Genomic DNA, 25349 nt, shown 5'->3' with positions numbered 1-25349 from the left:
TTGTGAAAATCTTAAAAATCCTTGTGGAGCTAATCGCAACATGATTTCTCCGAATGTTATTACTCTACTCATTATTATTTTTTTTTAATTCCAATTATTATTTCTTAATTAGAAAAAATAAAACTACTATAAAGCACTATTATAATTGTTCTAAATAAGGGGTTTAATAATCCGAAATGTGCTAACTAAAATTTAAAATACTATTATTACTAATATCAAAAAAAAAATGAAGACTTGTCTTTTAGACAAGTCTTCATAAATAAATTTTATTCTTAGATTCCTAAAGCTTGTCCACCACCAATTTGGATAGTTTCAGCTGTAATGAAAGAAGCATCTTTACTAGCTAAGAAAGAAACAACACCAGCAACTTCTTCCGGCTGACCTAATCTACCTAATAAAACACTATTTGCCCAAGAAGCAAAAACTTCTGGTTTAGTCGCTTTAATTTGTGCGTGGAACGGAGTATCAATAGTACCAGGAGATACTGCATTTACTCTAATTCCATATTCAGCTAAATCTTTAGCTAAAGCTCTAGTGATAGATTGTACTCCACCTTTAGAAACTGAATAGATTCCAGCTCCAGGTCCTGCACCATTCCATGCTGCATTAGAAGTATAGTTAATTATGCTAGGGTTATCACTTTTTTTAAGAAAAGGAATTGCTGCTCTTGATGCAAAAAATACTGAATCAAGGTTTAAAGCCATCACAAATCTGTATTGTTCAGTTGTCATTTCTTCAAATCTAGCTCTAACACCAATACCACCAGTATTGTTTACAAGAACATCAATTTTCCCGTATTTTTCACCAATTTTAGTAATGTTTTCAGTTACTGCCTCGTCTTTTGTCATATCAAATCCGACATATTCAGCAGTAATCCCTTCAGCGGTAAGTTCAGCTACTCTCTCTGCACCAATTTCATCTTCAATGCCATTTAATACTACAATATATCCGTCTTTACCTAATCTTTTTGCTACTTCAAAACCAATTCCTCCAGTAGCTCCTGTAATTACCGCTACTTTTTCTTTTAAATTACTCATTTTATTAAATTTTATTTTTTATTTTTTATTTTATTTGCTCAATTTTACCTACGGTCAAAAAGATAGAAATTAATGACAACGGTACTAAGGCACCAAGTAAACCAAACAATAATGGCCAACTAGAAATTTGACCTGCAAATGAAATTGCCAAAATAGTACCTAAAACTGCTGCGGCACCACCTAAACCGGCCAATGAACCAACTGATTTTCCACCATGTAAATCACTAGGTAATGTTTGTATATTAGTCATTGTAAATTGGAATCCTCCAAGTACAAAAGCCATTAATATAACTGCTAATGGAGCATTCGGAACCAACACAGCTGCTATAATAGATGGAATAATAATAACCCCTCCTAAAATCATTGCTTGTTTCCTAGCTTTATCAACAGTTGCTCCTTTACGAATTAAAAATCCAGAGTACCATCCACCAGCAACACTTCCAACCATTGCTCCAACATATGGAACCCAAGCTGAGAAGGCCAACTCTTTAATGTTTAAACCAAATTCCTCAACTAAATACATTGGTAAGAACGTAACAAACATCCACCAAATTGGATCAAGAAAAAATCTACCTAATATTACCGAGTAATTCTTTTTGTCAGACAGTAATTGCCCCCAAGTTTTACCAACTTCATTTATAACTTTTGATTCTGGTTGATTACTTAAAATATATTCACGTTCTTCTTCTGATATCCAAGGATGCTCTTTTGGCCCTTTTTTATTTATAATTAACCATGGAACTAACCATAAGATACCTAAACCACCAACTACAACAAAAGTTAGTTTCCATCCTATAGACATATATAACATTAAAATAATTATTGGCGCTAAAATAGAACCAATGGATGCTGCAGCTCCAAAAAGCCCTTGTGCAAAAGCACGCTCCTTTTGGGGAAACCATTCAGCATTACTTTTTGTAGCGCCGGGCCATGGTCCTGCTTCACCTAGACCAAGCATCATTCTAAATGCAGTTAATGATATTTTTCCACGAGCTAAAGCTGTCAAAGCATCTGCAGTACCCCATAATAACACAGAAACTAAAAACCCTTTTCGTGTACCAATTTTATCGTATAATTTTCCCGAGAAAAGTTGACTAAAACCATAGGCAATCATGAAGAAAATGGTTATAATTCCTAATTGATCTTTCGCTTGTTTTGAAGCTTCTTCAGCTGTTGCATTTTTATCAACTATCCCTAATTCATAAGCAATTCCTTGACGATTCACAACAATCGCTCCATCCTTTTTAAAAGATATAAGGTCAGCTTTTTGAATAATTTCTTCTCCTCTTTTTGAAACTAAACGATATGTATTATCTGCAGCTAAAAATTGAGCCTGATTTTCCTTTTGATCAGTATCAATATTATCAACTAAATTGTATTCAATATTGGCTACCCACATATAATTTAACGTACCTCTATCTAAGTAGTTTATAATGGTAATAAGCATTATTAAGCCAATAATCCACCATCTTAATCCTTTTACTTTCATAAATTTTGAAATTTTACTTATTATTATATAATAATATTCTATTAAAACCTCTTTTAATTGGTTCTAATAATTTAATAATTGAAACGTTTACTATTATTTTAAATTAAAATGAAATTTTAATTGTAAGTGTACGAATCCCTCCTTTTATTTATAATTTTTAAGACAAAAACGTGCATTTTGTCATAAAAAGTTTTATTCAATATTATAACAGTATTGATACAACATTTTAAAATGTACCTTTACCTTTTCTTTCGCTTCCACTGGATTTTGATTTTTAATAGCATTAAAAATATCTTGATGTTCTTGTATTCCTGACCTTGCCATTCCTTTATCACAAACATGATGCTTTTCAAAGTTTGTAATAATTTCTGGTGTTATCATTAACATTAAAGTATTTAAACTACTATTTCCACTCGCTTTTGCTATTGCCAAATGAAATAATAAATCTTCTTGAACTGCATCTTTTCCATTTAAAACCTTTTCACTGTATGCTTCTAAGGCTTCTCTCATTTGCTTTAAATCTTCATCAGTTCTTCTTAAAGCTGCCAACCTTGCTGTTTTTAATTCTAATAAAATTCGAGTTTCAACTAAAGCTTTAAAATCTGGCTTTTCAAGTCTTAAAATATCATCAATCATCCCATTCATTGCAATAACACCAATGTTAGCAACAAAAGTTCCGCTTTGAGGTATTGACTTTAACAATCCATAAAATTCTAGCTTTTGAATTGCTTCTCTAACATTACTTCTGCTCACTGAAAATTTATCCGATAATGATCTTTCAGATGGTAGTTTATCTCCAGGTTCTAAATTTTTATAATTAATTAAATCTCTAATTTGAGAAATAATAAAATTTTGAACTTCTTTATTTTCACTTTTTGAAATGACCTCTAACTTCATATAATTCTATTTGATTTGGTTAACCAGATTTAATTTATAAAATTAAAAAAAACTTCATAAAAAACCTCTTTATTACAATAAATACTAAAAGTAATCTTTTTTTGATTTAGAATTACTGGTCCTTAATAAAAAAGACCAGCTTTTCTTAACCAAAAAATAGTAACTAATTCAAACCTATCAATTACATAATTAATGAGTTACCACTAACTCATAATACTTTACTTTTGAATATGACTCTATATCTTTTGACTGAAAATAATTTCCAGCTTTAAAATAATTCTCAAATATTCCCCATTTTTGAATATGAATACTTTCATAAACAACTGAGGCTTTTTCATTTAAGATAACTTCCATTTTTCCATTTGATACTTTTACTTCTAACGTAAATTTATCAAAACCAACATATTCAGGAAAAGTGTAACCTGCATCATCTCCCCAAGCTTCTTCGTGCAACATTTCAGTTTCTGTTGCATTTAAATCTTTTAACACTTTTGTCTTAACTCTCACCTGACCATTTACCCAATATATTTTTAACATTGGCGGTGCATTGTTATCAGAAGCACCTATTAACTCTTTTTGGGCTTTTGTTAAAATACCATGTATCTGCATTACTATTGTTCTATAGTAATTTCCACTTGCGTCTTTAGACATTTCAGCTACTTCCAACGTCCCTTTCATAGTACCTCCTTTTTCAAAGGTCCAATTTGTACTATTACTTCCAGGAACTAACTGCTCTCTTAATTCAGTTCTAGAATATGAAGAATTAGTTGTTGAGGCATCTGGGTATGTATAAAAAACTAAGGCTCCTTTTATTGAATCGTTATAAAAAAATGGTTTTAACGTTTCATTTGTTGCATAATTTAATATTTCAGGAGGCGCAACTTCTATTGGTTTGCCAATTGGCAGTGTAACTTTCCAATTATTTAAATCAATATTTGGCAGTTTAAATACATCTTCATTATCATTATTTTGAATATCAGAATTTTCATTTTGATAGTCTTCAAAAAATGTTAAATCATCTACAACTTTTTCCTGACAACTTACTTGAAGTGTTAAAGAGAATATTGTAAAAAATATGACGCTAATTTTTAAAATATATTTCATATGAACTTTATTTAAACTGCCAATTATTTTATAATTAGTCTGCTACTCTAATGCTAAATGCATCTAATCTACATTCAACACTTTCATTTCTAACATAAATTGCCACTTTAGTATTATTACCAGAATTAAATGGTAAATCTACTTGAACATACGTACTATCATCAGTTTGATCCGTACCTACATAAGATGCAATTGTTTGAGATGCAGCATTTGCAAGATCAGTTAAAGCTCCTCCTAAAACAGATACAGTAATTAATCCAGCAGGTGATGTTTTCATAGTATAATAATATGTTAAAACATAATCTGCATTTGCAGAAACTTCCAATTCTTGATATGCAATTCTTGTTCCATCTGATGGGAATTTTGCAGCTTGAACACCTTCGTAAACTGGGCTACTAGTAATTTGCATAATTTCACCTAAACTAGTTCTCCAAGAATCACGACCATCTCCAGTTCCATTTTCTAACGTATAATCTTCAAATCCAGCCTCTAAAATTTCAGGTAACAATACTACTGGAACTGGTGGTTTTACAACCTCTATAGTTTCTGAGTATGTACTTGAAACACCTAATTTATCAGATGCTGTTAATGTAACTGTATAAGTTCCTTCACCAGCATAAATATTTGCTCCATTTTTATCTGTTGATGTGTGACCATCTCCATAATCCCAAACATAATCAGTAGCACTCGCAGATAAATTATCAAACTTATATGTTAAATAATCACCATTTAATGAAGCTGCAAAACTAGCTGTTGGCGGAGTTAAATCTGCCATAGATCCTGCTTCTGGTAGTTCAAATTGTTCACAAGAATTAAAGGAAAGCGTTAAGGCTAATAATCCTAAAAAACCTATGATTTTATTTATTTTAATTTTTTGTATCATAATATCAAATTTTTTATTCTCTATTTAGCATAGAAATATTAATAACCTGGGTTTTGTGTTAATTTTCCAAAACTTACCCCTATTTCTCTCTGTGGAATTGGTAATAATAAATCAGATGCTGAAAAAACAATTCCGTTATCGGTTGCAAACGTTCCCAAAACACTTTCTGCAACACCAAATCTAATTAAATCAAACCAACGTTGATTTTCAAATGCTAATTCAACACGTCTTTCATCTAACAATTCTTGTTTAGTAATTGAAGTTATTGGTGATGTAATACCAGCTCTATCTCTCACTTTTTTGAATGAGGCAATTGCTGAAGAACTACTTGTAACATCCGAACCTGCTAAAATTGCTTCTACATGCATTAATAACACATCAGCCATTCTTAAAACAATCCAATCGTTTCCGTTTAAATTATTTGCAGTTGAGTTGTATACAAATTTTCCACACTTATAATCTTGTAAAGGATCTGGTGTAACAGGTTTTGTACTAACATCATCATAAATTATTGATGTAGTAGTTCTTATAGCACCTCCAAAAGTATTAAACGCTGTAATTAATTCAGGGGTTGCATAATTTAAACCTCTTACTCTACCATCTTGTGTAAATTCAATACTGAAATCTTGACTATCGTCAGCAGCATCATTTGTATATTCAATAGCAAAAATAATTTCACTATTCAACTCAGTATAAAATACACTACTAAAGCTTGGTAATGCTGAAGAACCAGCAATTACATCTTCTAATAAGTCTTGAGCATCACCATAGTTTTTTAATGTTAAATAAACTTTGGCTAACAATGCTTGCGCAGCAGCTTTAGAAGCTCTTCCTTTATAAGTATTATCTAAATTAGCAACGGCAGTTTTTAAATCATTTACAATTAATGCATATACATCAACTGTAGCATCTCTATCAAAATAATCCGTATCAGTTGGACCAATCACTTTATCAATTAATGGTACATCACCATATAAACGAACTAAATTAAAATAGCTTAACGCTCTTGCAAATTTAGCTTCTCCTTCAAATTGATCTATAGAATTTCCAGCAGCATCAAGGTGTTCTAAAACAGTATTAGCTCTAAATATTACATTGTAATACAATGCCCAATAATCAGCTACTGTAGTGTTTGTAGATTTCACATTTAAAGTCTCAAACTGCGCCCAATCTCCCTCGCTACTTCTTGTTTTACTATTATCTGATCTCATTTCAACCAGTGCAAATTCTCTTTGAACTGCTAACTGTAAACCATCGTAAATATTTAATACGGCAGCTTCAATTTCTGATTCACTTGTATAAAATCCATTACTACCGATGGATGAAACCGGTGCTGGATCTAAGTAATCTTCACCACAAGATGAGATTAACATACCTAGCACAAGTAATGTTATGATTTGTATTTGTTTCATAATATTATTTTTAATTTTTTGTATTTATATGTTAACTCTTAAAACTCTAAGTTTAAACCTACAGAGATTGTTTGTGATACTGGCGCTCCACCTAAATGGTAACCATATTGAGTAACAGTATTATAACTGTGCATTGCTTCAGGGTTTGCACCTGTGTAATTATCCGCAGTAAAGTACAACAGGTTTTGCCCTGTAGCATATATTCTTGCACTACTTAATTGTAACTTTTTTAATACACTTTCTGGAAGTTTATATCCAATATTTACGTTTCTAAGTGCAACGAAAGATGCATTTTGAATAATATCACTTGTAAATATTTTTTCTTGAATAAATCCTTGATCTGGAGTTATTGCTGGATCATAATCCATTCCACTATTAAAATGATTATAGTAATACTGAACTTCCATATTTCTAATTTCAGCTCCGTGACTTCCTTGGAACATAAAACTAAAATCAAAATTACCAATATTAAATTCGTTAGATACACTCCAAACGATGTCTGGATAAGGATCACCTAATATAGTTTTATCATCAGCATCAATTAAACCATCACCATTTAAATCTTTCACATACACATCTTGTGCTTGTCCACCAACAACTGCCCATGGATCCTTTAAATATTCAGTAGGAATTTGTTTATCAACAACATATCCGTAAAAAGATGAAATTGGGTGACCTACAAGATTAATCCATTCAGAGGCTCTTTTTGTATCTAAGCTAGAAATCAATCCATTGGCAGTTCCAAAATCTAATAATGTATTTTTATTTCTTGAAGCCAAAATTGAAGTATTCCAACTAAATTTATCTTTAGAAATGTTTCTTGTTCTAATTTCTAATTCAAAACCTGCATTTTCAACTTGACCTAAATTTACATCAGTATTAGAAAAGCCTGTTACAGAAGGAATATCTAAGAATAATAATAAATTATCACTCGTTCTATTATAATAATCTACAGATCCAGAAATTCTATTATTAAAGAATCCGAAATCAACACCAGGGTTCCACTCAATTGAACGTTCCCATTGTAATTCTGGATTTGAAATGTTTGATGGGTTAAATGCATTTACGATACTTCCGTTTACCACTGCTGATGAAGTTTCTAATAACGCTAAGTATTTATATTCATCAATAGCATCAGTACCAGTTACACCATAACTAAATCTTAATTTTAAGTTAGATACAACATCACTATCTTTTAAGAAATCTTCTTTATATGCATTCCAACCAACAGAAGCTGCAGGGAAATTTCCATATTTTTTATCCGGTCCAAAAACTGAACTACCATCTCTACGTACACTTAATGATGCCAAATATTTACCATCAAAAGAATAATTTAATCTACCTAAGAAAGATAACATTCTTCTGTCCACTTCATAAGATGTAGCATTTGAAATTATAGTTGCAGCATTTAATGTCTGAATATAATCAAACTCATATCCAATACCAGTAGTTTCAGTTCTAAAAGTATTTTCTTTTTGAGCAGAAATACCAACTACAGCGTTAATTTCATGTTTTCCAAATTCTTTATTATAAAAGAATAAGTTATCATTCACTAATGAAATTTCGTGAGTACTTCTAAATCTAGAACTTGCTCTATCTGCACCAGTTGAATGTTGTAATACACCAATATATCTTTCATCTCTATTTGCACGGTAAGAACCTCCAAGAGATGTTTTAAAACTTAAATCGTCAGTAATATTATATTGCGCGTAAATATTTCCAGTTAAACTAAATCTATCTTCATTATAATTAACTTCATTAAACTGAGCATATGGATTTGAGTCACCAGAATATCTGATACTTGTTAGTTTAGTAACACCATCAATAGTTATTGGGTAATTTCTAAACATATCTTGCATTGCATAATCTCCTACTTGCACATTTGCATATTTGCCATTAGAATAGGCTCTATCTACAAATTGAATAGTATGCTCATCTAAATAAATTGGTAACCAAGGTCCTTGACGTAATACACCATAAGTATCTCCATCTAAACGTCTTCTTTCTGTAAATGAAGGAGATAAGTTTGCACCAAATGAAAGTTTATCACTTACTTTAGTATCAAGTTTTAATTTTAAGTTGTATTTTTTATAATCATCAGTAATAATTACACCTTCATCATGTAAATATCCTAAAGATGCTGAAAATTTTGTTTTATCAGTACCTCCGCGAACACTTAAGTTGTGACTTGTAATAGTTCCTCCATCATAAATATCATCTTGCCAGTTATGGTCTATTCCTAATAAGTTTTTAAAAGTAGTAGCATAAGAAAGTTTTCCGTTTGCCGCAAGCTCCATAGCCGTCCACTCTTTTAAGGACATATTATAATTGTCATTTGTTGGAACCGATTTAAAACCAGTAAAAGTACTTAAGCTAAATTTCACTTTACCTTCTTTACCTTGTTTTGTTGTAACCATAATTACACCATTAGCTCCTTGAGAACCATAAATTGCAGAAGAGGCAGCATCTTTCAAAACTTCAATAGATTCTACATCATTCATGTTTAAATTTCCGAAGAACTCAATATCTACTGGAACACCATCAATTACTAATAATGGATTTGATGATGCATTAATAGATCCAACACCTCTAATACGAATTGTTGGAGCTTCACCTGCCTCAGGATTTGTTGCTTGAATGTTTACACCAGAAACTTGCCCAACTAAAGCATCATCCGCTCTTGCTGTAGCAATCTGATCTAAACTTTCATTCACCACTTTAGAAATTGAACCACTCAAATGTGATTTTCTTTGAGTACCATATCCAACAACTACAATTTCATCTAAAGTATTTGTTGATTCGGCTAAAACAATTGTTAATTGCTTTTGATTAGCAATAGGAACCAATTTTGTTGTAAACCCTAAAAAAGACACCTCTAAAACATCACCAGAAGCAACATTTAAAGAAAAGTTTCCATCAAAATCTGTTGAAGCACCTTTAGTACTCCCTTTAATGATAATACTTGCTCCAGGAATTGGTGAATTATCCGTCTGGGATAATACTGTACCGTTAATTGTAAAGCTACTTTGAGCCATTAAAGTAATATTGAGCATCAATATTACCAGAAGCGTTAGCTTGATTTTTAAATTCATAATTAAATTTTTATGTTTAAGTTTAGTTTTAATTAATATCATTTAATATTAATTTTTTTTAAGAATAGATTTTAAATCCTTTTAATCTTCCATTTTATAAAAACTCACCAATTCTGAATTTATGAATTGTTTTTTGTAAATTTGTTTTATCGTGTTTTTATAAAAGTAATAACATGTAATTTTAATTTTACTTCCCTCCTAAAAGAAGTAATTTTTACGAGAAAGGATAGGCGTGCACCTGTCCTTTTTTTTTTATTTAGAAATATTCACATTTCATTATTTAACTAAGTTTTAATTATTAATATTCTATTTTATTTGGTTTTCCAAACTGGTAAACCACTTTGGAAAACCAAATATATACTAATTAAATGTTAAAAAAAAATATTGCTATTAAATTTTTTAAACAATCAACGAAAAATAACGAAACTGTGCTAAATTATTGATACTCTGACCAAACAATACTAATTTTAAAAACCAGTATTATTCAAAAAATAATTATTCTTTGGGTTCTTTAAAATTTTCCCTTATTAGATTATCAGCAATTTTTATTATTCTTTATCTCCGAAATAAGATACCGCACCACCACTTAAGAAATCCTCTCTTACGGGACTAAATGTGTCAATTAGAGTCCCTTCTTCTAAACAAATTGCACTATGTAATAAATTAGGTTCTATATACACTCCATCTCCTCCTTCTATAACTTTCTTTACTCCATCAATTTCAAATTCAAATTTTCCAGAAACACAATAGGTAGCTTGCGTGTGAAAATGTTGATGTGGCGCACCTAATGCTCCCTTTTCAAATTTTACTTGCACCATCATGATTTGATTATCATAACCTAAAAACTTTCTTGATACTCCTCCACCAAGCACTTCCCATTCCATTTCTTTTGTGATTATGTATTTTTCACTAAATCGTTTCATAATTTTATAATTTATTTGTTATTAGTTAATTATTCTATAAGAATAAGGACCTACCCATTGGTATTCCTTATTGTTGATCTCTAGTTTATGCGCTTTCTCTTTTGATGTATCGTTAAGTGACATCAAAAATAATTTTTCTCCGCCAGTTTCACTTCTAATTACAATACCTATATAATTATCGTTATTATATACAACTTCAATATTTTTTATAGAACTAAATGCATTAGTTGCTATTTCACTTACTGGATTGTAATTTCCATGAGATTCAATTACAGAAACATAAACAGCATCTTTTGCATTCTTTTTCCTGATAATAAAACCAGCCTCACGGCGTAAATTAAATTCAGGATCATTCGCTCCAATTCTCACAAATATCAATTCATCATCTTTTGCAACTGCAGCAGTTAATGTATAAAAACGTTCATTATTAAACCAAGATAATTTTGAGTTTTTACCGTCTGATATTCCTACACCTTCATTCCATAAATGTTGATAACCGTTTTTTTCTCCAAGTGTTGTTAATACTTTTGGAACATCATATTTAAAATTAGTTGACATAACTTGTCCCATAAAATAATAAGGTAAGTCGTACTGATTTTCATTTGTTCCATTCACTTTTACAATATCTAACAAAAATGGATTTTCAAAACTCTCGTCTTTAATTAATGCAAAAGTTCTATGCAATTTCGTTCCTGGATATGCATTGTTTTCTTTAGCACTTACAACTTGTAAATTTGGGTTTTCTACATCAAACAAATATTTATTTGAATGATTTAAACTTCCAACGTCAAATTTTCCTCCAAAATGCGATGTTTCATTTTGAACAATCGTATTGTGTGCAACGGTTTGTTTTGCCCAAGTAGTATTTTCCTTTAAATAATTACCGCCACCTTTTTGTTGAATATTAACAAAACGTGCTAAACCATAATCTTGTAAAACCTCATTTCCTCCTTCATAATAAGAAAAAGAAAGTTTATCATAATGCCCATGACTTAAACCTTGCGCTGCATATTTATAAACTAATGCCAACTCATTTTTTGATCCATTAGCTCTAATAATTCCAACACCTCCTTCTGTTCCATTAGCTCCATCGGTATATTCGACAGATTTTTTATTGAACGTTTTTGCTAAACCATCACGAATTCCAATAGCTACAGCTAACCCAGTTTGATCTAATAAAACTTCGCCTTGTTCTTTTGCAATTGATAACAACTCTGGTTGATTTCCTCCAAAATAATAACCAACATTTACAGCAGTTACCAATTCTCTTGAGAAATACGACATTCCTTTTTGACCATCATTTAATGGGAAAAATTTACCATCGGCATCTGTTAAATTCAATAAGGTATTTATAGATTTTAACAACACGCCATTTTTGTATTCAAAAATCTTCATTTCTGGTTTTACGTTTTGCAAAGCTTCGGCAAAAACTAAAAATGGATACATAGCATAACGTTGGTAATAAGGTCCTTCTGTATAATATCCATCTGGTGAAAAAGGCTCATTAACATTGGCTAAAAAACCAACTTTTTGTCCTGCTTTTTTAATATATCCACCATCGTTATCTTTTGCATTCGGATCAATACCATCTTTTTTTAAACCATTTAAAGCTGTACTTAACAACGCAGCATCATCCATTACCAAGGCAATCATACCAACAGCAACATTTCCCCAAGTACTGTGATTATGCACTCTGTTAAAAAATTGCGGATTTCCTTTTGAAATAAAATCGGCATATGGTTTAAACAAGTTTTTCTCTAATTGCTTACGTTCTTTTTCCGTTAAATAATCATACACACAATCGTACGCCTGACTTACATATACTAACCAGTTAGAATCATTTAAACATTGCCAAAACAATTTGCCTCGCGCATACGATCTAGTTTGTGGATGCACAGGTAATGTTGGATATAAATTTTCATACGCAAACAACATATCTTTTACATACAATGCATATTTTTCATCATCTAAAATTTGATATAAAACACCTGCTTTTTGTAGTATTAAAAAATTACGTTTGTGACGTTCATGTGTGTATCCACCAGAATAATCTTTAGGAACAGGCACTTCAATTCCGTTTGCAATTTCAGCATCAACTTCAGCTTTTACTTTGGCTAAGGTTTCATCAAACAAAGGAACTTTACCTAGTTCAGCTTTAATTTTTTCAACACCCGCTTTTGTTAAAATTAAACTCGGATGCTCTTGTACTTGTGCTTTTTTTGAAGTGGTTTTAGTTTGCGCCTTGCATGACACTGTCACCAAAAGCACAGCAACTACTAAAATTTGTATGTGTTTTATGAATTTCATTAACTCGTGTTTATTATTTTAAAATTACTCCTAAATCCATTCCGTCTGTTCCTTTACTTTTTAAAGCTGACTTATCTGATAATTTATAAGTGCCCTTTATAAAATCAGGGTTTAACTTCCATAAATTTTGAATGTTATATTTTTGATCTCCTGAAATAGAAATCTCATCAGAATTATAAAAATTATTATTGAAAATATTTACAATTGGCTCACCAACAACTAAATGCATTTCCATTGGTTTACAGTTAGTAAATATATTATTTGTAATATCATTTACTTGCACACCATATAAAGATATTGCTGCATTGTATTTATTCTTACTACCAAAACCTACATTATTAAAAACGTTATGGTCTACTTCTAAAAAAGGTCCAAATGTGCTTTCATCTTTTCCACCCCTATACAAACGCAAAGCGGCACCTTGCAAGTCTGTAATAGTATTATTTTTCATTAAAAAGTATTCAACATTATAGGCTCCAATATCATCTGTTTCAGTATCTAAAGCAGCAATATGCCCTGTAATGTTTTTAAATGTTGAATTTTGAATGCTTATGGTATCAGCAAATGTTCCTTTAGAAACTCTTAACACATCAAAAGAATGATTGACTACAAAATCTGTAAATTCACAGTTTTCTATAAACAATTTATAGTTTTCTGTCATAGAATTTTTACTAGTACTAATTACAGAATTTCCAGCATAATCAGGCGAACTAGCTCCATCAAATTTAATGTTTTCAAGCAGTAAACTTCCACCATTTTGAATTTCAAAAGCCATCATTCTTTCAAATAAAATAACCGATTTTTCTTTTCCTGATGATTTAAATGTTAATGGATGATTAACTTCTACTGCTTTTGTCAATAAATAAGTTTCGCCAGAAATTAACTCTAAAATATCTCCTGGATTTGAGTTTTTTGTTGCTTCAAATAAAGTATTAATACCTGCGGCTACTTTAATTGTTTTTCCTGAATTTAACGCTACACCTTTATCCGTTTTAGAATACCAAGTAGTCCCTGTATTCTCTTTAGTTGCAATATTTTCACTTATGGTAACCTTCTTTTTAATTTTGTCTGAAGTAGGAATTAAAAAACCTTGTTCATTTTTAACTAATGTAATAGCTGCAGTTTCAAAACCTTCTTTAATACTAGCTTCTGTATCTTCTTCTAAAATATTATCTTTAAATGTTATACCACTAATATCATCAAAAACTGTAAAAATATCTTTTTTGTTTTCATTATAAATAATATTTTCTGAAATCTCTGAATTTCTAGGAGCCTGACTTCTTTCCGCATCATTTCCTGCACATAAAACAATGTGGTCACAATTAATAAACGTGTTGTTATTTACTTTTGAATCAATAACTGGCACATAACGATGTGGTGGTGAATTAGGGACACCATTCATCATAACAAATGCACCTCTAAAACGGTAACCTGTTAAACCAATATGGTAATTATTAATAACTGTTTGTGTTTCATTAATAACACGAACACCGCCAGTACTTGGCTTTCCATTCCCAATAAATACATTTCCATCAACCAATGTTTCATTTCCATGACGCATAGTAAGCGTTCCTGTACACTCAAAAAAAGTATTATACTTAAATGTATTTTGACACGATTTATTTGAAATTATTTCGTGCTCACCATTACATCTATCAAAATAATTAGATTCTACTAAGGTGTTTGAATTTTTTAATGAAGAATGACTGGTTCCAATTCTTAAAGTTTCTCCTCCATTATTTCCAAAAGTTGGACGAGGGCCAAAATAGTTGTGATCTATTTTATGATTATTCTCAATACTATCATCAGTATCCAATCCAACAATCATAGTTACACCTAAATTCTTTTTACCTGCAATATGATTGTGATCTAATCTATTGTTTTTTCCATAAATAGTTATCCAATAATCTTGAACTTGGCGTTCTGGATTGTTATAATTATCTATCACACATTCAGTTAATCTACAATTATTCGCTATTTCATTTTTGTTTTTTCTAAATGAAATAACTGCATTAGTTGGTGTATATCCGTTTATAAAAACAAGCCCTTCAATAATTAAATGTTCTCCTGCAATTTGAAGGTTAGACGCACCTTCTAAAGTAACTTTTCCTTTTTCTTCAACTGTTAATTTAATTGGATTCTCTTCAGTTCCTTTACCCTGAAAAACTAATTCTACATCTTTCCATACTCCATTAGACAATTTAATAACAGTTCCTGGAACTGCATTTTTAACCGCTGTGTTAAATTCATCAATATTTTTCACTAAAATTCCTGTTTCAGTAGCTGAATTACAAGAAATTAATAGAACAAATAGAAATGCTAAGTATGTGATTTTTGACTTTATATAATTCATTTATATATTTTTTGAACTGGTTAACCAATTTGGTTTACCAAATATATAATTAATTAATAACCTAAAAAAATTTTACCTGAATTTTAACATCTAACTATGCAAATTTACCCTAAATAATAATGATTAAAAATATTGAGAAATTGCTAAAATACCGTTGTATGAAATTACCAAAGAAAAAAATAAAGCTAAAATTAAGCCTAAATTTACTGACCAGCCAGTTTTATAATCCTTCATTACTTTTTTATTATTTACCATTAAAATAATGCTAAACACCACAATTGGTAATACAAAAACATTAAATACCTGAGATAAAATTTGCATTTCAATTGGGTTTGCCCCAAAAACAGGTACAATTAAGGCCACTAAACACGCAATAAACGTAATTATTTTAAATTGTTTAGAAGTTGTATCTAATTCACCTAATTGATAATCTGCAACTAATAACGGAGTTATTAACAAACAAGGAAAAATAGAAGAAAGACCTGCGCTTAGTGTTCCAAAAAAGAAAATTGCAACTGCAAAACTACCAGCAATTGGCTCTAAAGTATTTGCCATATCCAATACTTTTAAAACTGGTTTTCCTTGATGAAATAATGCACCACTAGCAACTGCCATTACTGATAAGCTAATAATAAAAACCAAAATTGCGGCAATTATTGAATCCTTCTTTTGTTGTTTTAAATTATCAATTGTCCAACCTTTACCTTTCACAAAAAGTGGCCTTGATAAAAAAGTTGCCGAAGCCATAGTTGTACCAACAAATGCAGCAACCATCATTTTACCACCTGGCACTTCCGGAATTGTTGGTATTAATCCGCTTATAATTTCAGAAGGAAGTGGCGCTACAAAAAACAATGAAACAATAAACGATAGCCCCAAAAAAGTTACGAAAATAACTAATATTTTTTCGAAGAAAGAATACTTACCAACCAACATTACCGAATAAAAAATACCGATTACAGCAATTGCAATTGCCAAAACAATTTCATATTGATATGGTCTGACTCCTTCAAAATTCATTGCAATAATTTCAAAAAGCATATTGGCCGAAATCCCTAAAATACCCATTAGTGAATTCCATTGTCCAAAAGTAATTCCAACAATAATTAAAATTGCTAAAATTTTACCTCCTTTAATATGTTTTTTAAACCCATAAAGCGCAGTTTCGCCTGATATTAAAGCATAATTCCCATAGGCAAACATTAACACTCCAGAAAATATACAACTAAGTAATAATACCCATGTTAATTGCATTCCATAAGTACTACCGGCAACAATCATGGAAGTTACACTTCCCGTTCCTATAGTATAACCAATGGCAAAAATACCCGGACCAAAACCAAGAACCAAAGCTATTATTTTTTTTAAAATCGATTTTTTAACTGTCAATTCTTGCATGTTATATTTAGCTTATTTGTTAATTAAAATTAACTCCAATTTGTGTGATAAAATTTTTCTGATGGATCATCAATTCTTTGGTAGGTATGTGCTCCAAAATAATCTCTTTGAGCCTGAATAATATTTGCTGGCGAATTTTTTGAAATATAACCATTAAAAAATTGAACAGATTCACTTAAACAAGGAGTTGATAATTCATTTAAAACACATTGTAAAACAACAATATTTATGGATGATTTTAAATCTTTAATTTGTTCAATAATTTTTTTATCCATTAATATATTACTTGTTTCTTTTAAAATTTCAACCAATTCAATCATTAAGGATGATTTAATAATACATCCGTTGGTCCAAATTCTGGCAATTTCACTTAAATTCAAATCCCATTCATGTTTTTTGGAAGCTTCAGAAATTAAATTAAATCCTTGAAAATGATTCATAATTCGGGAAAACTGATATGCTTTTAAAATATCATTGGTATCTAAATTAAGTGTTGATGTATTTGCATCTCCATATAAATTGTTCAATTGCACTCTATCATCTTTATAAAATGAAGAATAACGCGCAAATAATGCTGCTGGAATTAGTGTACTAGGCACTCCTAATTCTGCCGTTGCAATAGTGGTCCAATTTCCTGTTCCTTTATTGCCAGCTTTATCCATTATTTTATCAACCAACCAAGCAGATCCTTCCTTTTTTCTTAAAACTTTAACTGTAATGTCTAATAAATAACTATCTGCACTATTTTTCCAAGACTCTAAAATGTCAGCAATTTCATCATTATTGTTCCCAGATAATTTTAAAATTTGAACAACTTCAGCCAATAATTGCATTTCAACATATTCAATACCATTGTGTACCATTTTTATAAAATGACCACTTCCTTCTTTTCCAACATACGTGCAACAAGGTAAATTATTTGCATCTTTTGCCGCAATTGCATTTAAATATGGCGCCACCATTTTATAAATTTCTACATCACCACTAGGCATTATACTTGGTCCTTTTAAAGCTCCTTCTTCACCTCCAGAAACTCCGGTACCAATAAAATTGATATTTTTTGAAAGTAAATAATCTAACCTTCTTTTGGTTTCATTATAATTTGAATTCCCTCCATCTATTATAATATCACCTTCAGATAAATATGGTAATAAATTTTCAATAACAATATCTGTTGTTTTCCCCGAATTTACCATTAACATAATTTTTCGTGGTTGTTGCAATGAGTTAACAAAATTTTCAATATCATCAAAAGGCTTAGCTGTTTCCAATTCTTCAAATTCATTTTTAAAGTCAACTGCTATATTTTCTTCAACTCCATCAACATGTCTATTAAAAATTGATATGTTTATGTTTTTATTAGCTAAATTACGACTCAGGCTTTTTCCCATTACTCCTAAGCCAAACAATCCAAATTCTGATGTATTCATTAATTCTTTTCTTATTTTTTTCACAATTTCGGTTGGCGTTAAACTAACATTTACTTTTAAAGCATTTTTAGGTTCTTCTAAAATTTCAAACTGAGATTGTAATAATGATGACGGCATGTAATGACCTAAACGACTCTCAATCCTTTTTGTAATTTGTTCAAATGAACCATACAAATACACCCATTTTGATACTACTTCAATTCCTAGGCTAATAATTGTTCTGTAATTTTCTTTTAATGCTGAACAAACTATAATACAACTCGTATTTATTACTTGCTCTTTTGCCAATTGATTTAAACTTGCCAACCAACCAAATCTATCATGATCATTTAGTGGTTCACCGTTAGACATTTTCAATACATTTTCTTTGGGATGATAATCATCTCCATCAAAATACGGAATTCCCAATTCTTGTGATAAAAGACTCCCAATAGTGCTTTTACCAACACCTGAAACACCCATTACAAAAATCACACGATTTTTACTAATTACCATTATATTTTAAATTAAAAAGCGCTTTTCCAATTGAAAAAGCGCTACTTATTATTTATTTTATTTTGCACTCTAATACAATTCCAGGAGCCATCTTTATAATTTTAGATGCTATTACACCGTTGATTGTGCATTCAATTGTTCCTTCGGTATTTAGTTCTAATTCTTTATCACCAATTAATTGAATAGTAATTTTATTTTCATTCTTGGTGACAAAAAAATCACCAACACTTGAAATTTCCATACTAAAATCTCCTAAAGAAATTTTACGCACTGAAAAAGCTAATAATTGATTTTCTTTTGAAAGTGAAACAACATTATCTCCAACTAATTTCCAATTTGAATCATTTAATTTCCAACCTTTTAAACTCTTGTTTTTTGAAGTTTCATCAATTCTGTTTTCAAATCCTTCATATGGATAAACCACGGTAATAAAACTAAAATTTGAAGCATTATTTTTTGAAACAACACTCCATTGTTTTCCTCTAGCTCCAGAAGATTGAACATCATCTACAGAATTTAATTGGAAAATATCATTTCCTGTAGCATCATCAAAAGTTGCACGTATTAAACTTGATGAATTTTCTAATGAATAATGTCCCTGCCAAACTTGTTTATAGGTGTGCTTTTTTTCAGAATAAAAATTATCTTTTACAATCCAAAAACCATTTTTAATATCAATAACCTGACGTGTATAATTTACTCCTACGTTACTAAAACCATCGTGTGCACCTACAAAAACATCTAATTCTTTTGAAGTATTCCAAGTAATAACTTTAGGATTTGGCAATTCACCAAACTTTCCAAAGCCGCTTCCTCCTTGATTTCCTTTATAATTTTTACCTTGTAATTCATCATCAACCAAAGCTACATTCTTAACCATAGAATTTTTAAAAAACTCGTAATCAGCCAATGAATAGCGAACTTGATAATTTGGCAAAATCACTTTTCCATAAGCCATTGCTTGTATTCCTAACATATCTCCGTGTTGATGATCTGGTTTTTCATCATCCAATCCCGCAGAAATAATTAGCATTTTATCATTTGCATTCCATCCATCACGTTGAATAAAATAACCAGTTGTTGGAAAAGAAGTAGATGTAGTTGTTGGCTCCTTTTTTACAATATTTTTCAACAATGATAATTGGTGTTCATTTAAATACCAATACATTTTAGAATCTACTTTTTCAGAAGAAAAATAGCCCATTTCAGGATCTTCAAACAATAAATAACCCAACGTTATTGCTCCAGAAATATCATTTTTCTCTGCCCAAGGATTATCTGTATCATCTTGTAAAACAGGAGATGACTTATCTGGATATGCTATTTTTGTTAATGTTACAAACAACGATTTTAGCTTTTGTTCCCAAATAGTTGAAACTTCAACTTTACTAATTTTAGCTAATTGATACACATAGTAGTAGTTATCAATATCGCTCATGTGGTAGTGTACTGAACGTTCAAATTGAAAGCCATCATCATTAATTTCTTTCAACATATGCTCTTCCAATAGCTTCATGGAACGTGCTCGCCATAAATCAGCATCCTTAAAATCGCTGAATATAATAGAAAGCATTGCCAAAGCCGACATTCCTCTTGTTTGATGATTTCCAGGAACAAATTCAACATTCTCTTTGTATAAACTAGACGCATGCTGTAATAAAGTGGCAACTGTAATTAACTGATCTTCATCGGTATAATTTTCTTGCCCCAAAAACATGGAATGAATTTGTAACCAATTTAACACTCTGTAACCAGACCTAAACGCCTCAAAAACACCATTTCCATCTTTAATAGTTTCGTATTTATTAGCTTTTAAAGCCGTATTTAAGGACTGTAATTGATTTTTAAAATAAGTTAAATTATTACTGTTTTCATTCAAATAATGGTATTGAAACGCAATATCTACCATTTTATGCTGACGTGCTAAGTGCCTCATAGCATATGCATTAACTGGATCACCGTTTAAATAATTAAAGGGCAATACCCAAGGCGTAACATCCGAAAACTTAGAAATATGATCTATAGCACGTTCATTGTGAGAAGCTTCCGATTCAGGATACAGTGTTTTATAGTCTTGAAACCGTTGATCAAAAATTTTCCAGTTATAAAAATAACGTTCAGCGTACTTTTCACGAAAAAAGTTAGCCATATTTTTAATTGAAAAATCACCTTTCAATTCTTTTTTTGCTTCCTCTTTCAAATATTTTGAAAGTTTGTTAGTTGGGATAATTTTAGAATCTGGTAGTTGTTGCGCTACAGTAATTTGAAACCAAACACCTATAACCAACAAACAAATTACTTTTATATTTTTCATTTCCAACATCCTTATTAATACATTAATTTCATTTTCAAGTTTTGTTGAACTTCAATTTTACCTGAATTAATTATTGTATTATCAACAGGTTGCTGTCCTTTTTCCCCCCATAAAATGGCAATTAATTTAACTGGATTATTGGTAAACGAATTTTCTTTAAAAATTACATTTACAATTCCGCGCGTTTTAATTAAAATTCCTTCAGCATCCTTTTTACCGCAATTTGTAAATTTATTTTGTTCAAAAACTAAATTACCACCAATGGTAGACTCATCATAACCTCCTCTATAATAATTTAATACGTTGTTTTTAACATTGTCAAATTCCGAGTTTTGAATATACACAAACTCAGCGCTATATTCACCTTTATCATCTATTTCACCTGCTAATTGAATTCCATTTTCACAGTTTTTAAACGATGAATTTACAATTGAAATAGTGTCCGAAAATGAATTTTTATATGTTTTTAACACATCTTTAAAATCGCTAACAGAAGTGTTTTTCATCCATAAATTATAGGCTTTGGACATTCCTTTTTCAAGTGGAGCAATTGCTTGTTGTTCATTCGTTCCTTTTAAATCTAAATCTTCTAAAATTAAAATACCTTTTGGTAGCATTTGAAAAGCTGGAGTATTTGCCTCACCAGTATATAACAATTGAGCTTTGCTATTTTCATCTTTTGATTTAATAGTTACTTTATTGCTAATATTCAATGATTTTGAAATTTCGTAAGAACCTGAATTTAATTCAATAACTGTTTCAGAAACTACTTTTGATACCGCATCTAGAAGTTCTATAGCTGTTGAAACTTCCACAGTAATTGCTGCAACTTTTTCTTTTTCAGAAGAAAACCAAGTAGGTCCATATGCTTTTTTATCAAACTTAAAATTAGACTCATTGGCAGGAACTGTTATTGCTCCAACATTGTTTTGAGTTGCTCGAGAATTCCCAAGCAAATCTGTTGTTATGGTTTCAAAATCAAATCCAGCATATGTTTCACTATCATTAGTTACAGGAACAAACAACCAATCTGAAAGTTGTTTCATTTCCATATTTTTAGTGATCAGTCCATCACTAGTAACCTCACTTTTATTGGTACTGTTTAAGCTATTATTCTTAAACGTTACTCCATCAACTTTATCATAATTTACAATTGGAAATTCATCTGCTTGTTGATTGTAAATTACATTATTCGCTAAAATAGTTCTAATTGGTCGCGCAGAACGAATTTCAGAAGCTGGCAACACATCGCTTTTATCATTGTTTGCTCCAACGCTAAATTGCCAAGGCGATTTACAATCTATAAAAGAGTTATAGGCAATTACGGCATCTGTAACTTGGTTGTATCTATTTAAAGGAGATTTTGGTACGCCATTCATTACTGCCAGCGCACTTCTAAATTCATTTCCATTAATTTTATAAAAATAGTTGTTTGTAATCCAATGCCCTGTATTTATTACTCTAATTCCTCCAATAAATTCAGAATTATCATTTCCTATAAAAATATTACCATCAATTGTAACGTAATTTCCATGACGTAATACTAATGAACCTTCGCTTTCAAAGAAAATATTATTTTTAAAAATGTTGTTATTAGACTTATTTGAAACTATTTCTACCTCTCCATTATTACGATCAAAATAATTATTAGCCACATTTACAAACGATGGTGACATTGAAGTTCCACTATCACCAATTTGTAATGTTTCACCGTGTGGACCACCTTTTCTTGGTCGCGGTCCAAAATAATTATTTATAATTTGGTGATGGTTATTTATACTTTCATTTCCTTTTAAAACCACCATTACTGTTGGTCCGCTATTAGATTTCCCAGCAATATAACAATTGCTTAATTCGTTATTTCTTCCCCAAAATTCCACCCAATGATCTTGAATATCTCTTTCTGGCTGTGTAAATTCTTCAATAACGCAATTGGTAACTTTACAGTTTCTGGCAATATTATCAGAATCAATTTTAAACTGAATCACGTTTTTTGATGGCGTATAGCCATTTTTAAAATGAAGACCACTTACTTCCAAATATTCTCCTCCTATTTCTAAATTAGAAACTCCTTCAATAAAAACTTCTCCCGCTGTTTCTGCTTTTAAAATAATTGGATGCTCTTTTGTTCCTTTTCCTGTAAATTTTACTTCAATATCTTTCCAAATTCCGTTTGCTAAAATAATTTCATCACCTGCTTTCGCATTTGTAATTGCAGAATTCAGTTCATTAATATCTTTTACCAAAATCCCTACTGATTTTGTAGTGTTACAAGAAAATATAATGATTGTAAAAAGTGTTAAATAAAGAATATTTCGTTTCATTTTTTAATAAATTAAATTGGTTTACCAATTTGGTTTACCAAATATATGTATATTTGTTTAAACAACAATCAATTCTAACCAATTTTTATAAATTAAATCTAATGAATACGCTTTCAACTTCAACCAGAAACAAACTAAAAACTGTTAGTACTGCAACTATTGCAACTTGTTTATTCAAAAGAGGTTTAAGAAACCAATTTATTCAAAATGTACAACCTTTAAAACTAGGAAAACCCACTATGGTTGGCGAAGCTTTTACATTACGTTATATACCTGCACGAGAAGATTTAAACCCAATAAGTATATTTAGAGACCCTAAACACCCTCAACGTGTTGCTGTTGAAGAATGCCCTGAAGGCTCTGTATTGGTTATTGATAGCAGAAACAATGCAAGAGCAGCTTCTGCTGGTTCAATTTTGGTAACTCGTTTAATGGTAAGAGGTGTCGCTGGAATTGTAACCGATGGTGGATTTAGAGATTGCGCCGAAATTGCGGCGTTAGATTTCCCTTCATACCATCAACGTCCATCCGCTCCAACAAATTTAACATTACATCAAGCGTTAGATATAAATGTACCTATTGGCTGTGGCGATGTTGCCGTTTTCCCTGGCGATGTTTTAGTTGGTGATGATGATGGTATTATGGTTATTCCTCAAGAAATTATAAATGAAGTTACCGATGAATGTGTTGAAATGACCATTTTTGAAGACTTTGTTTTAGAAAAAGTTGCAGAAGGACAAACAATTATTGGTTTATATCCACCAACCAATGAAGCCTCCTTAGCACAATTTCAAGAATGGAAAAAATTACAAAAAAACAGATAAACAAAATATTAACATCTAATAATGGAATATTTACAATTTTAAATTTGATGTTTATTAAAACTATAATTATTCTTTATTCCCATTCAGGAAATTGAGTAGTATCTACATCTAATGCTACTATTTTTTTTATGTCTGCTTTAGAAAGTTCAAAATCAAAAATATTTAAATTTTCAATCATATGTGTTTTTTGTGAAGATCTTGGAATAGCAACAATTCCTCTTTGATAAAGCCATCTTAAGCAAACTTGCGCAACACTTTTTTGATACTTTTCACCAATTTCTTTTAAGATTTGGTTGTTAAAAATATCATTTCTACCAGCAGCAAATGGAGACCAAGCTTCCATTTGAATATTCGTGTTTTTTAAAAATTCATAAGAAATGTGTTGCTGACAGAAAACATTTGTCTCAATTTGATTAATGACCGGCTTAATAGTAGCATTTAATAATAAATCATTTAACTGATTAGGATTAAAATTACTTACTCCAATAGCTCTAATTTTTCCTTCATTATGTAACTCTTCCATAGCTTTCCATGAACCTTTTACATCTCCTCTTGGTCTATGAATAAGATATAAATCTAAATATTCTACGCCCAATTTCTCTAAGGAAGTCTGAAAAGCTTTCTTAGTACTCTCATAACCTGCATCATCTACCCAAAGTTTTGAAGTTATAAATAGCTCTTTTCTATTCATACCGCTTTGCTTTATCCCTTGCCCTACAAATTCTTCATTTCCATAAATTTTAGCGGTATCAATTAAGCGATATCCAACTGAAATTGCATCGGAAACACTTTGTATACAAACGGGTCCCATAAGCGTATTAGTTCCAAAGCCAAGTATTGGCATTTTAACGTTATTACTAAGTGTTACAAATGGAATGGAATTTTCAATTTCAGCAAACTCAAATGCCCCGTAAAGATTTGAGCCTCCAAAACCTAAAAACAGGGTTCCAGCAGTAAATATCCCACTTTTTTTTATAAACTCACGTCTTTTAACTTTATTAAAGTTTTCCATATTTAAAAAATCCTTTTAAAGTTTTTAAAATTAAGAAAAAATAGTAATTTAAAGA

General features: G+C 30.5%; 16 protein-coding genes. 1 reads left to right on the top strand and 15 read right to left on the bottom strand.

All coding sequences use genetic code 11. From position 1 onward, the window contains the following. Nucleotides 1-272: 272 nt before the first annotated feature. From JEY78_RS12040 to JEY78_RS11975, 14 genes are all read right to left on the bottom strand, one after another. On the bottom strand, nt 273-1037 hold the full coding sequence (locus tag JEY78_RS12040; RefSeq protein ID WP_291851553.1) for an SDR family NAD(P)-dependent oxidoreductase: 765 nt from the start codon (nt 1035-1037) through the stop codon (nt 273-275). Nucleotides 1038-1062: 25 nt separating this feature from the next. Then, entirely contained in the window at nt 1063-2526 is a 1464-nt protein-coding gene (locus JEY78_RS12035; protein ID WP_291851551.1) for an MFS transporter, read from the bottom strand. Nucleotides 2527-2718: 192 nt separating this feature from the next. Beyond that, nucleotides 2719-3423 carry a FadR/GntR family transcriptional regulator gene (locus JEY78_RS12030; RefSeq protein WP_291851549.1) on the bottom strand — a complete coding sequence of 235 codons (705 nt, stop codon included), beginning with the start codon at nt 3421-3423 and terminating at the stop codon, nt 2719-2721. 189 nt (nt 3424-3612) lie between these two features. Further along, the gene (locus JEY78_RS12025; protein WP_291851547.1) at nt 3613-4527 is read right to left on the bottom strand and encodes a polysaccharide lyase family 7 protein; all 915 of its coding nucleotides are present in this window, start codon (nt 4525-4527) and stop codon (nt 3613-3615) included. Between the two features lie 34 nt (nt 4528-4561). Next, nucleotides 4562-5410 (bottom strand): PKD domain-containing protein, encoded by an 849-nt coding sequence (locus JEY78_RS12020; protein ID WP_291851545.1) that lies wholly within the window; start codon nt 5408-5410, stop codon nt 4562-4564. Between the two features lie 38 nt (nt 5411-5448). Further along, a complete protein-coding gene (locus JEY78_RS12015; protein WP_291851543.1) occupies nt 5449-6822 on the bottom strand; it encodes a RagB/SusD family nutrient uptake outer membrane protein in 1374 nt (457 codons plus the stop codon). A 38-nt stretch (nt 6823-6860) separates the two neighbouring features. After that, on the bottom strand, nt 6861-9857 hold the full coding sequence (locus tag JEY78_RS12010; protein WP_367158782.1) for a SusC/RagA family TonB-linked outer membrane protein: 2997 nt from the start codon (nt 9855-9857) through the stop codon (nt 6861-6863). 605 nt (nt 9858-10462) lie between these two features. Continuing rightward, nucleotides 10463-10837 carry a cupin domain-containing protein gene (locus tag JEY78_RS12005; RefSeq protein WP_291851539.1) on the bottom strand — a complete coding sequence of 125 codons (375 nt, stop codon included), beginning with the start codon at nt 10835-10837 and terminating at the stop codon, nt 10463-10465. Nucleotides 10838-10858: 21 nt separating this feature from the next. Then, a complete protein-coding gene (locus JEY78_RS12000; protein WP_291851536.1) occupies nt 10859-13144 on the bottom strand; it encodes a heparinase II/III family protein in 2286 nt (761 codons plus the stop codon). Nucleotides 13145-13157: 13 nt separating this feature from the next. Next, nucleotides 13158-15497: a polysaccharide lyase 6 family protein gene (locus tag JEY78_RS11995; RefSeq protein ID WP_291851533.1), complete on the bottom strand. Its 2340-nt coding sequence runs from the start codon at nt 15495-15497 to the stop codon at nt 13158-13160. A gap of 123 nt (nt 15498-15620) precedes the next feature. Continuing rightward, entirely contained in the window at nt 15621-16895 is a 1275-nt protein-coding gene (locus JEY78_RS11990) for an Nramp family divalent metal transporter (protein ID WP_291851530.1), read from the bottom strand. Nucleotides 16896-16924: 29 nt separating this feature from the next. After that, nucleotides 16925-18820 (bottom strand): NADP-dependent phosphogluconate dehydrogenase, encoded by a 1896-nt coding sequence (gndA, locus tag JEY78_RS11985; protein ID WP_291851529.1) that lies wholly within the window; start codon nt 18818-18820, stop codon nt 16925-16927. A gap of 52 nt (nt 18821-18872) precedes the next feature. After that, nucleotides 18873-21134, bottom strand: a complete 2262-nt coding sequence (locus tag JEY78_RS11980) for a heparinase II/III family protein (protein ID WP_291851526.1) — start codon at nt 21132-21134, stop codon at nt 18873-18875. A gap of 14 nt (nt 21135-21148) precedes the next feature. Next, complete coding sequence (locus JEY78_RS11975) at nt 21149-23458, bottom strand: chondroitinase-B domain-containing protein (RefSeq protein WP_291851523.1); 2310 nt, start codon at nt 23456-23458, stop codon at nt 21149-21151. A 101-nt stretch (nt 23459-23559) separates the two neighbouring features. Here JEY78_RS11975 and JEY78_RS11970 point away from each other — a divergent pair, with 101 nt between their 5' ends. Then, the gene (locus JEY78_RS11970) at nt 23560-24282 is read left to right on the top strand and encodes a ribonuclease activity regulator RraA (RefSeq protein ID WP_291851520.1); all 723 of its coding nucleotides are present in this window, start codon (nt 23560-23562) and stop codon (nt 24280-24282) included. A 73-nt stretch (nt 24283-24355) separates the two neighbouring features. Here the strand turns inward: JEY78_RS11970 and JEY78_RS11965 are convergent, their stop codons facing one another. After that, entirely contained in the window at nt 24356-25294 is a 939-nt protein-coding gene (locus JEY78_RS11965) for an aldo/keto reductase (protein WP_291851518.1), read from the bottom strand. Nucleotides 25295-25349: the final 55 nt, after the last annotated feature.

Origin of the sequence: Lutibacter sp., assembly GCF_016342705.1 — a bacterium.
GTDB lineage: Bacteria > Bacteroidota > Bacteroidia > Flavobacteriales > Flavobacteriaceae > Lutibacter.
The sequence above is the reverse complement of the archived record's forward strand: the minus strand, read 5'-3'. Positions and strand labels throughout refer to the sequence as shown.

Excerpts from the sequence above, each read along its gene's own strand:
- JEY78_RS12040 (WP_291851553.1), bottom strand. The coding sequence starts at position 1,037 with ATGAGTAATTTAAAAGAAAAAGTAGCGGTAATTACAGGAGCTACTGGA.
- JEY78_RS12035 (WP_291851551.1), bottom strand. The coding sequence starts at position 2,526 with ATGAAAGTAAAAGGATTAAGATGGTGGATTATTGGCTTAATAATGCTT.
- JEY78_RS12030 (WP_291851549.1), bottom strand. The coding sequence starts at position 3,423 with ATGAAGTTAGAGGTCATTTCAAAAAGTGAAAATAAAGAAGTTCAAAAT.
- JEY78_RS12025 (WP_291851547.1), bottom strand. The coding sequence starts at position 4,527 with ATGAAATATATTTTAAAAATTAGCGTCATATTTTTTACAATATTCTCT.
- JEY78_RS12020 (WP_291851545.1), bottom strand. The coding sequence starts at position 5,410 with ATGATACAAAAAATTAAAATAAATAAAATCATAGGTTTTTTAGGATTA.
- JEY78_RS12015 (WP_291851543.1), bottom strand. The coding sequence starts at position 6,822 with ATGAAACAAATACAAATCATAACATTACTTGTGCTAGGTATGTTAATC.
- JEY78_RS12010 (WP_367158782.1), bottom strand. The coding sequence starts at position 9,857 with ATGGCTCAAAGTAGCTTTACAATTAACGGTACAGTATTATCCCAGACG.
- JEY78_RS12005 (WP_291851539.1), bottom strand. The coding sequence starts at position 10,837 with ATGAAACGATTTAGTGAAAAATACATAATCACAAAAGAAATGGAATGG.
- JEY78_RS12000 (WP_291851536.1), bottom strand. The coding sequence starts at position 13,144 with ATGAAATTCATAAAACACATACAAATTTTAGTAGTTGCTGTGCTTTTG.
- JEY78_RS11995 (WP_291851533.1), bottom strand. The coding sequence starts at position 15,497 with ATGAATTATATAAAGTCAAAAATCACATACTTAGCATTTCTATTTGTT.
- JEY78_RS11990 (WP_291851530.1), bottom strand. The coding sequence starts at position 16,895 with ATGCAAGAATTGACAGTTAAAAAATCGATTTTAAAAAAAATAATAGCT.
- gndA (WP_291851529.1), bottom strand. The coding sequence starts at position 18,820 with ATGGTAATTAGTAAAAATCGTGTGATTTTTGTAATGGGTGTTTCAGGT.
- JEY78_RS11980 (WP_291851526.1), bottom strand. The coding sequence starts at position 21,134 with ATGAAAAATATAAAAGTAATTTGTTTGTTGGTTATAGGTGTTTGGTTT.
- JEY78_RS11975 (WP_291851523.1), bottom strand. The coding sequence starts at position 23,458 with ATGAAACGAAATATTCTTTATTTAACACTTTTTACAATCATTATATTT.
- JEY78_RS11970 (WP_291851520.1), top strand. The coding sequence starts at position 23,560 with ATGAATACGCTTTCAACTTCAACCAGAAACAAACTAAAAACTGTTAGT.
- JEY78_RS11965 (WP_291851518.1), bottom strand. The coding sequence starts at position 25,294 with ATGGAAAACTTTAATAAAGTTAAAAGACGTGAGTTTATAAAAAAAAGT.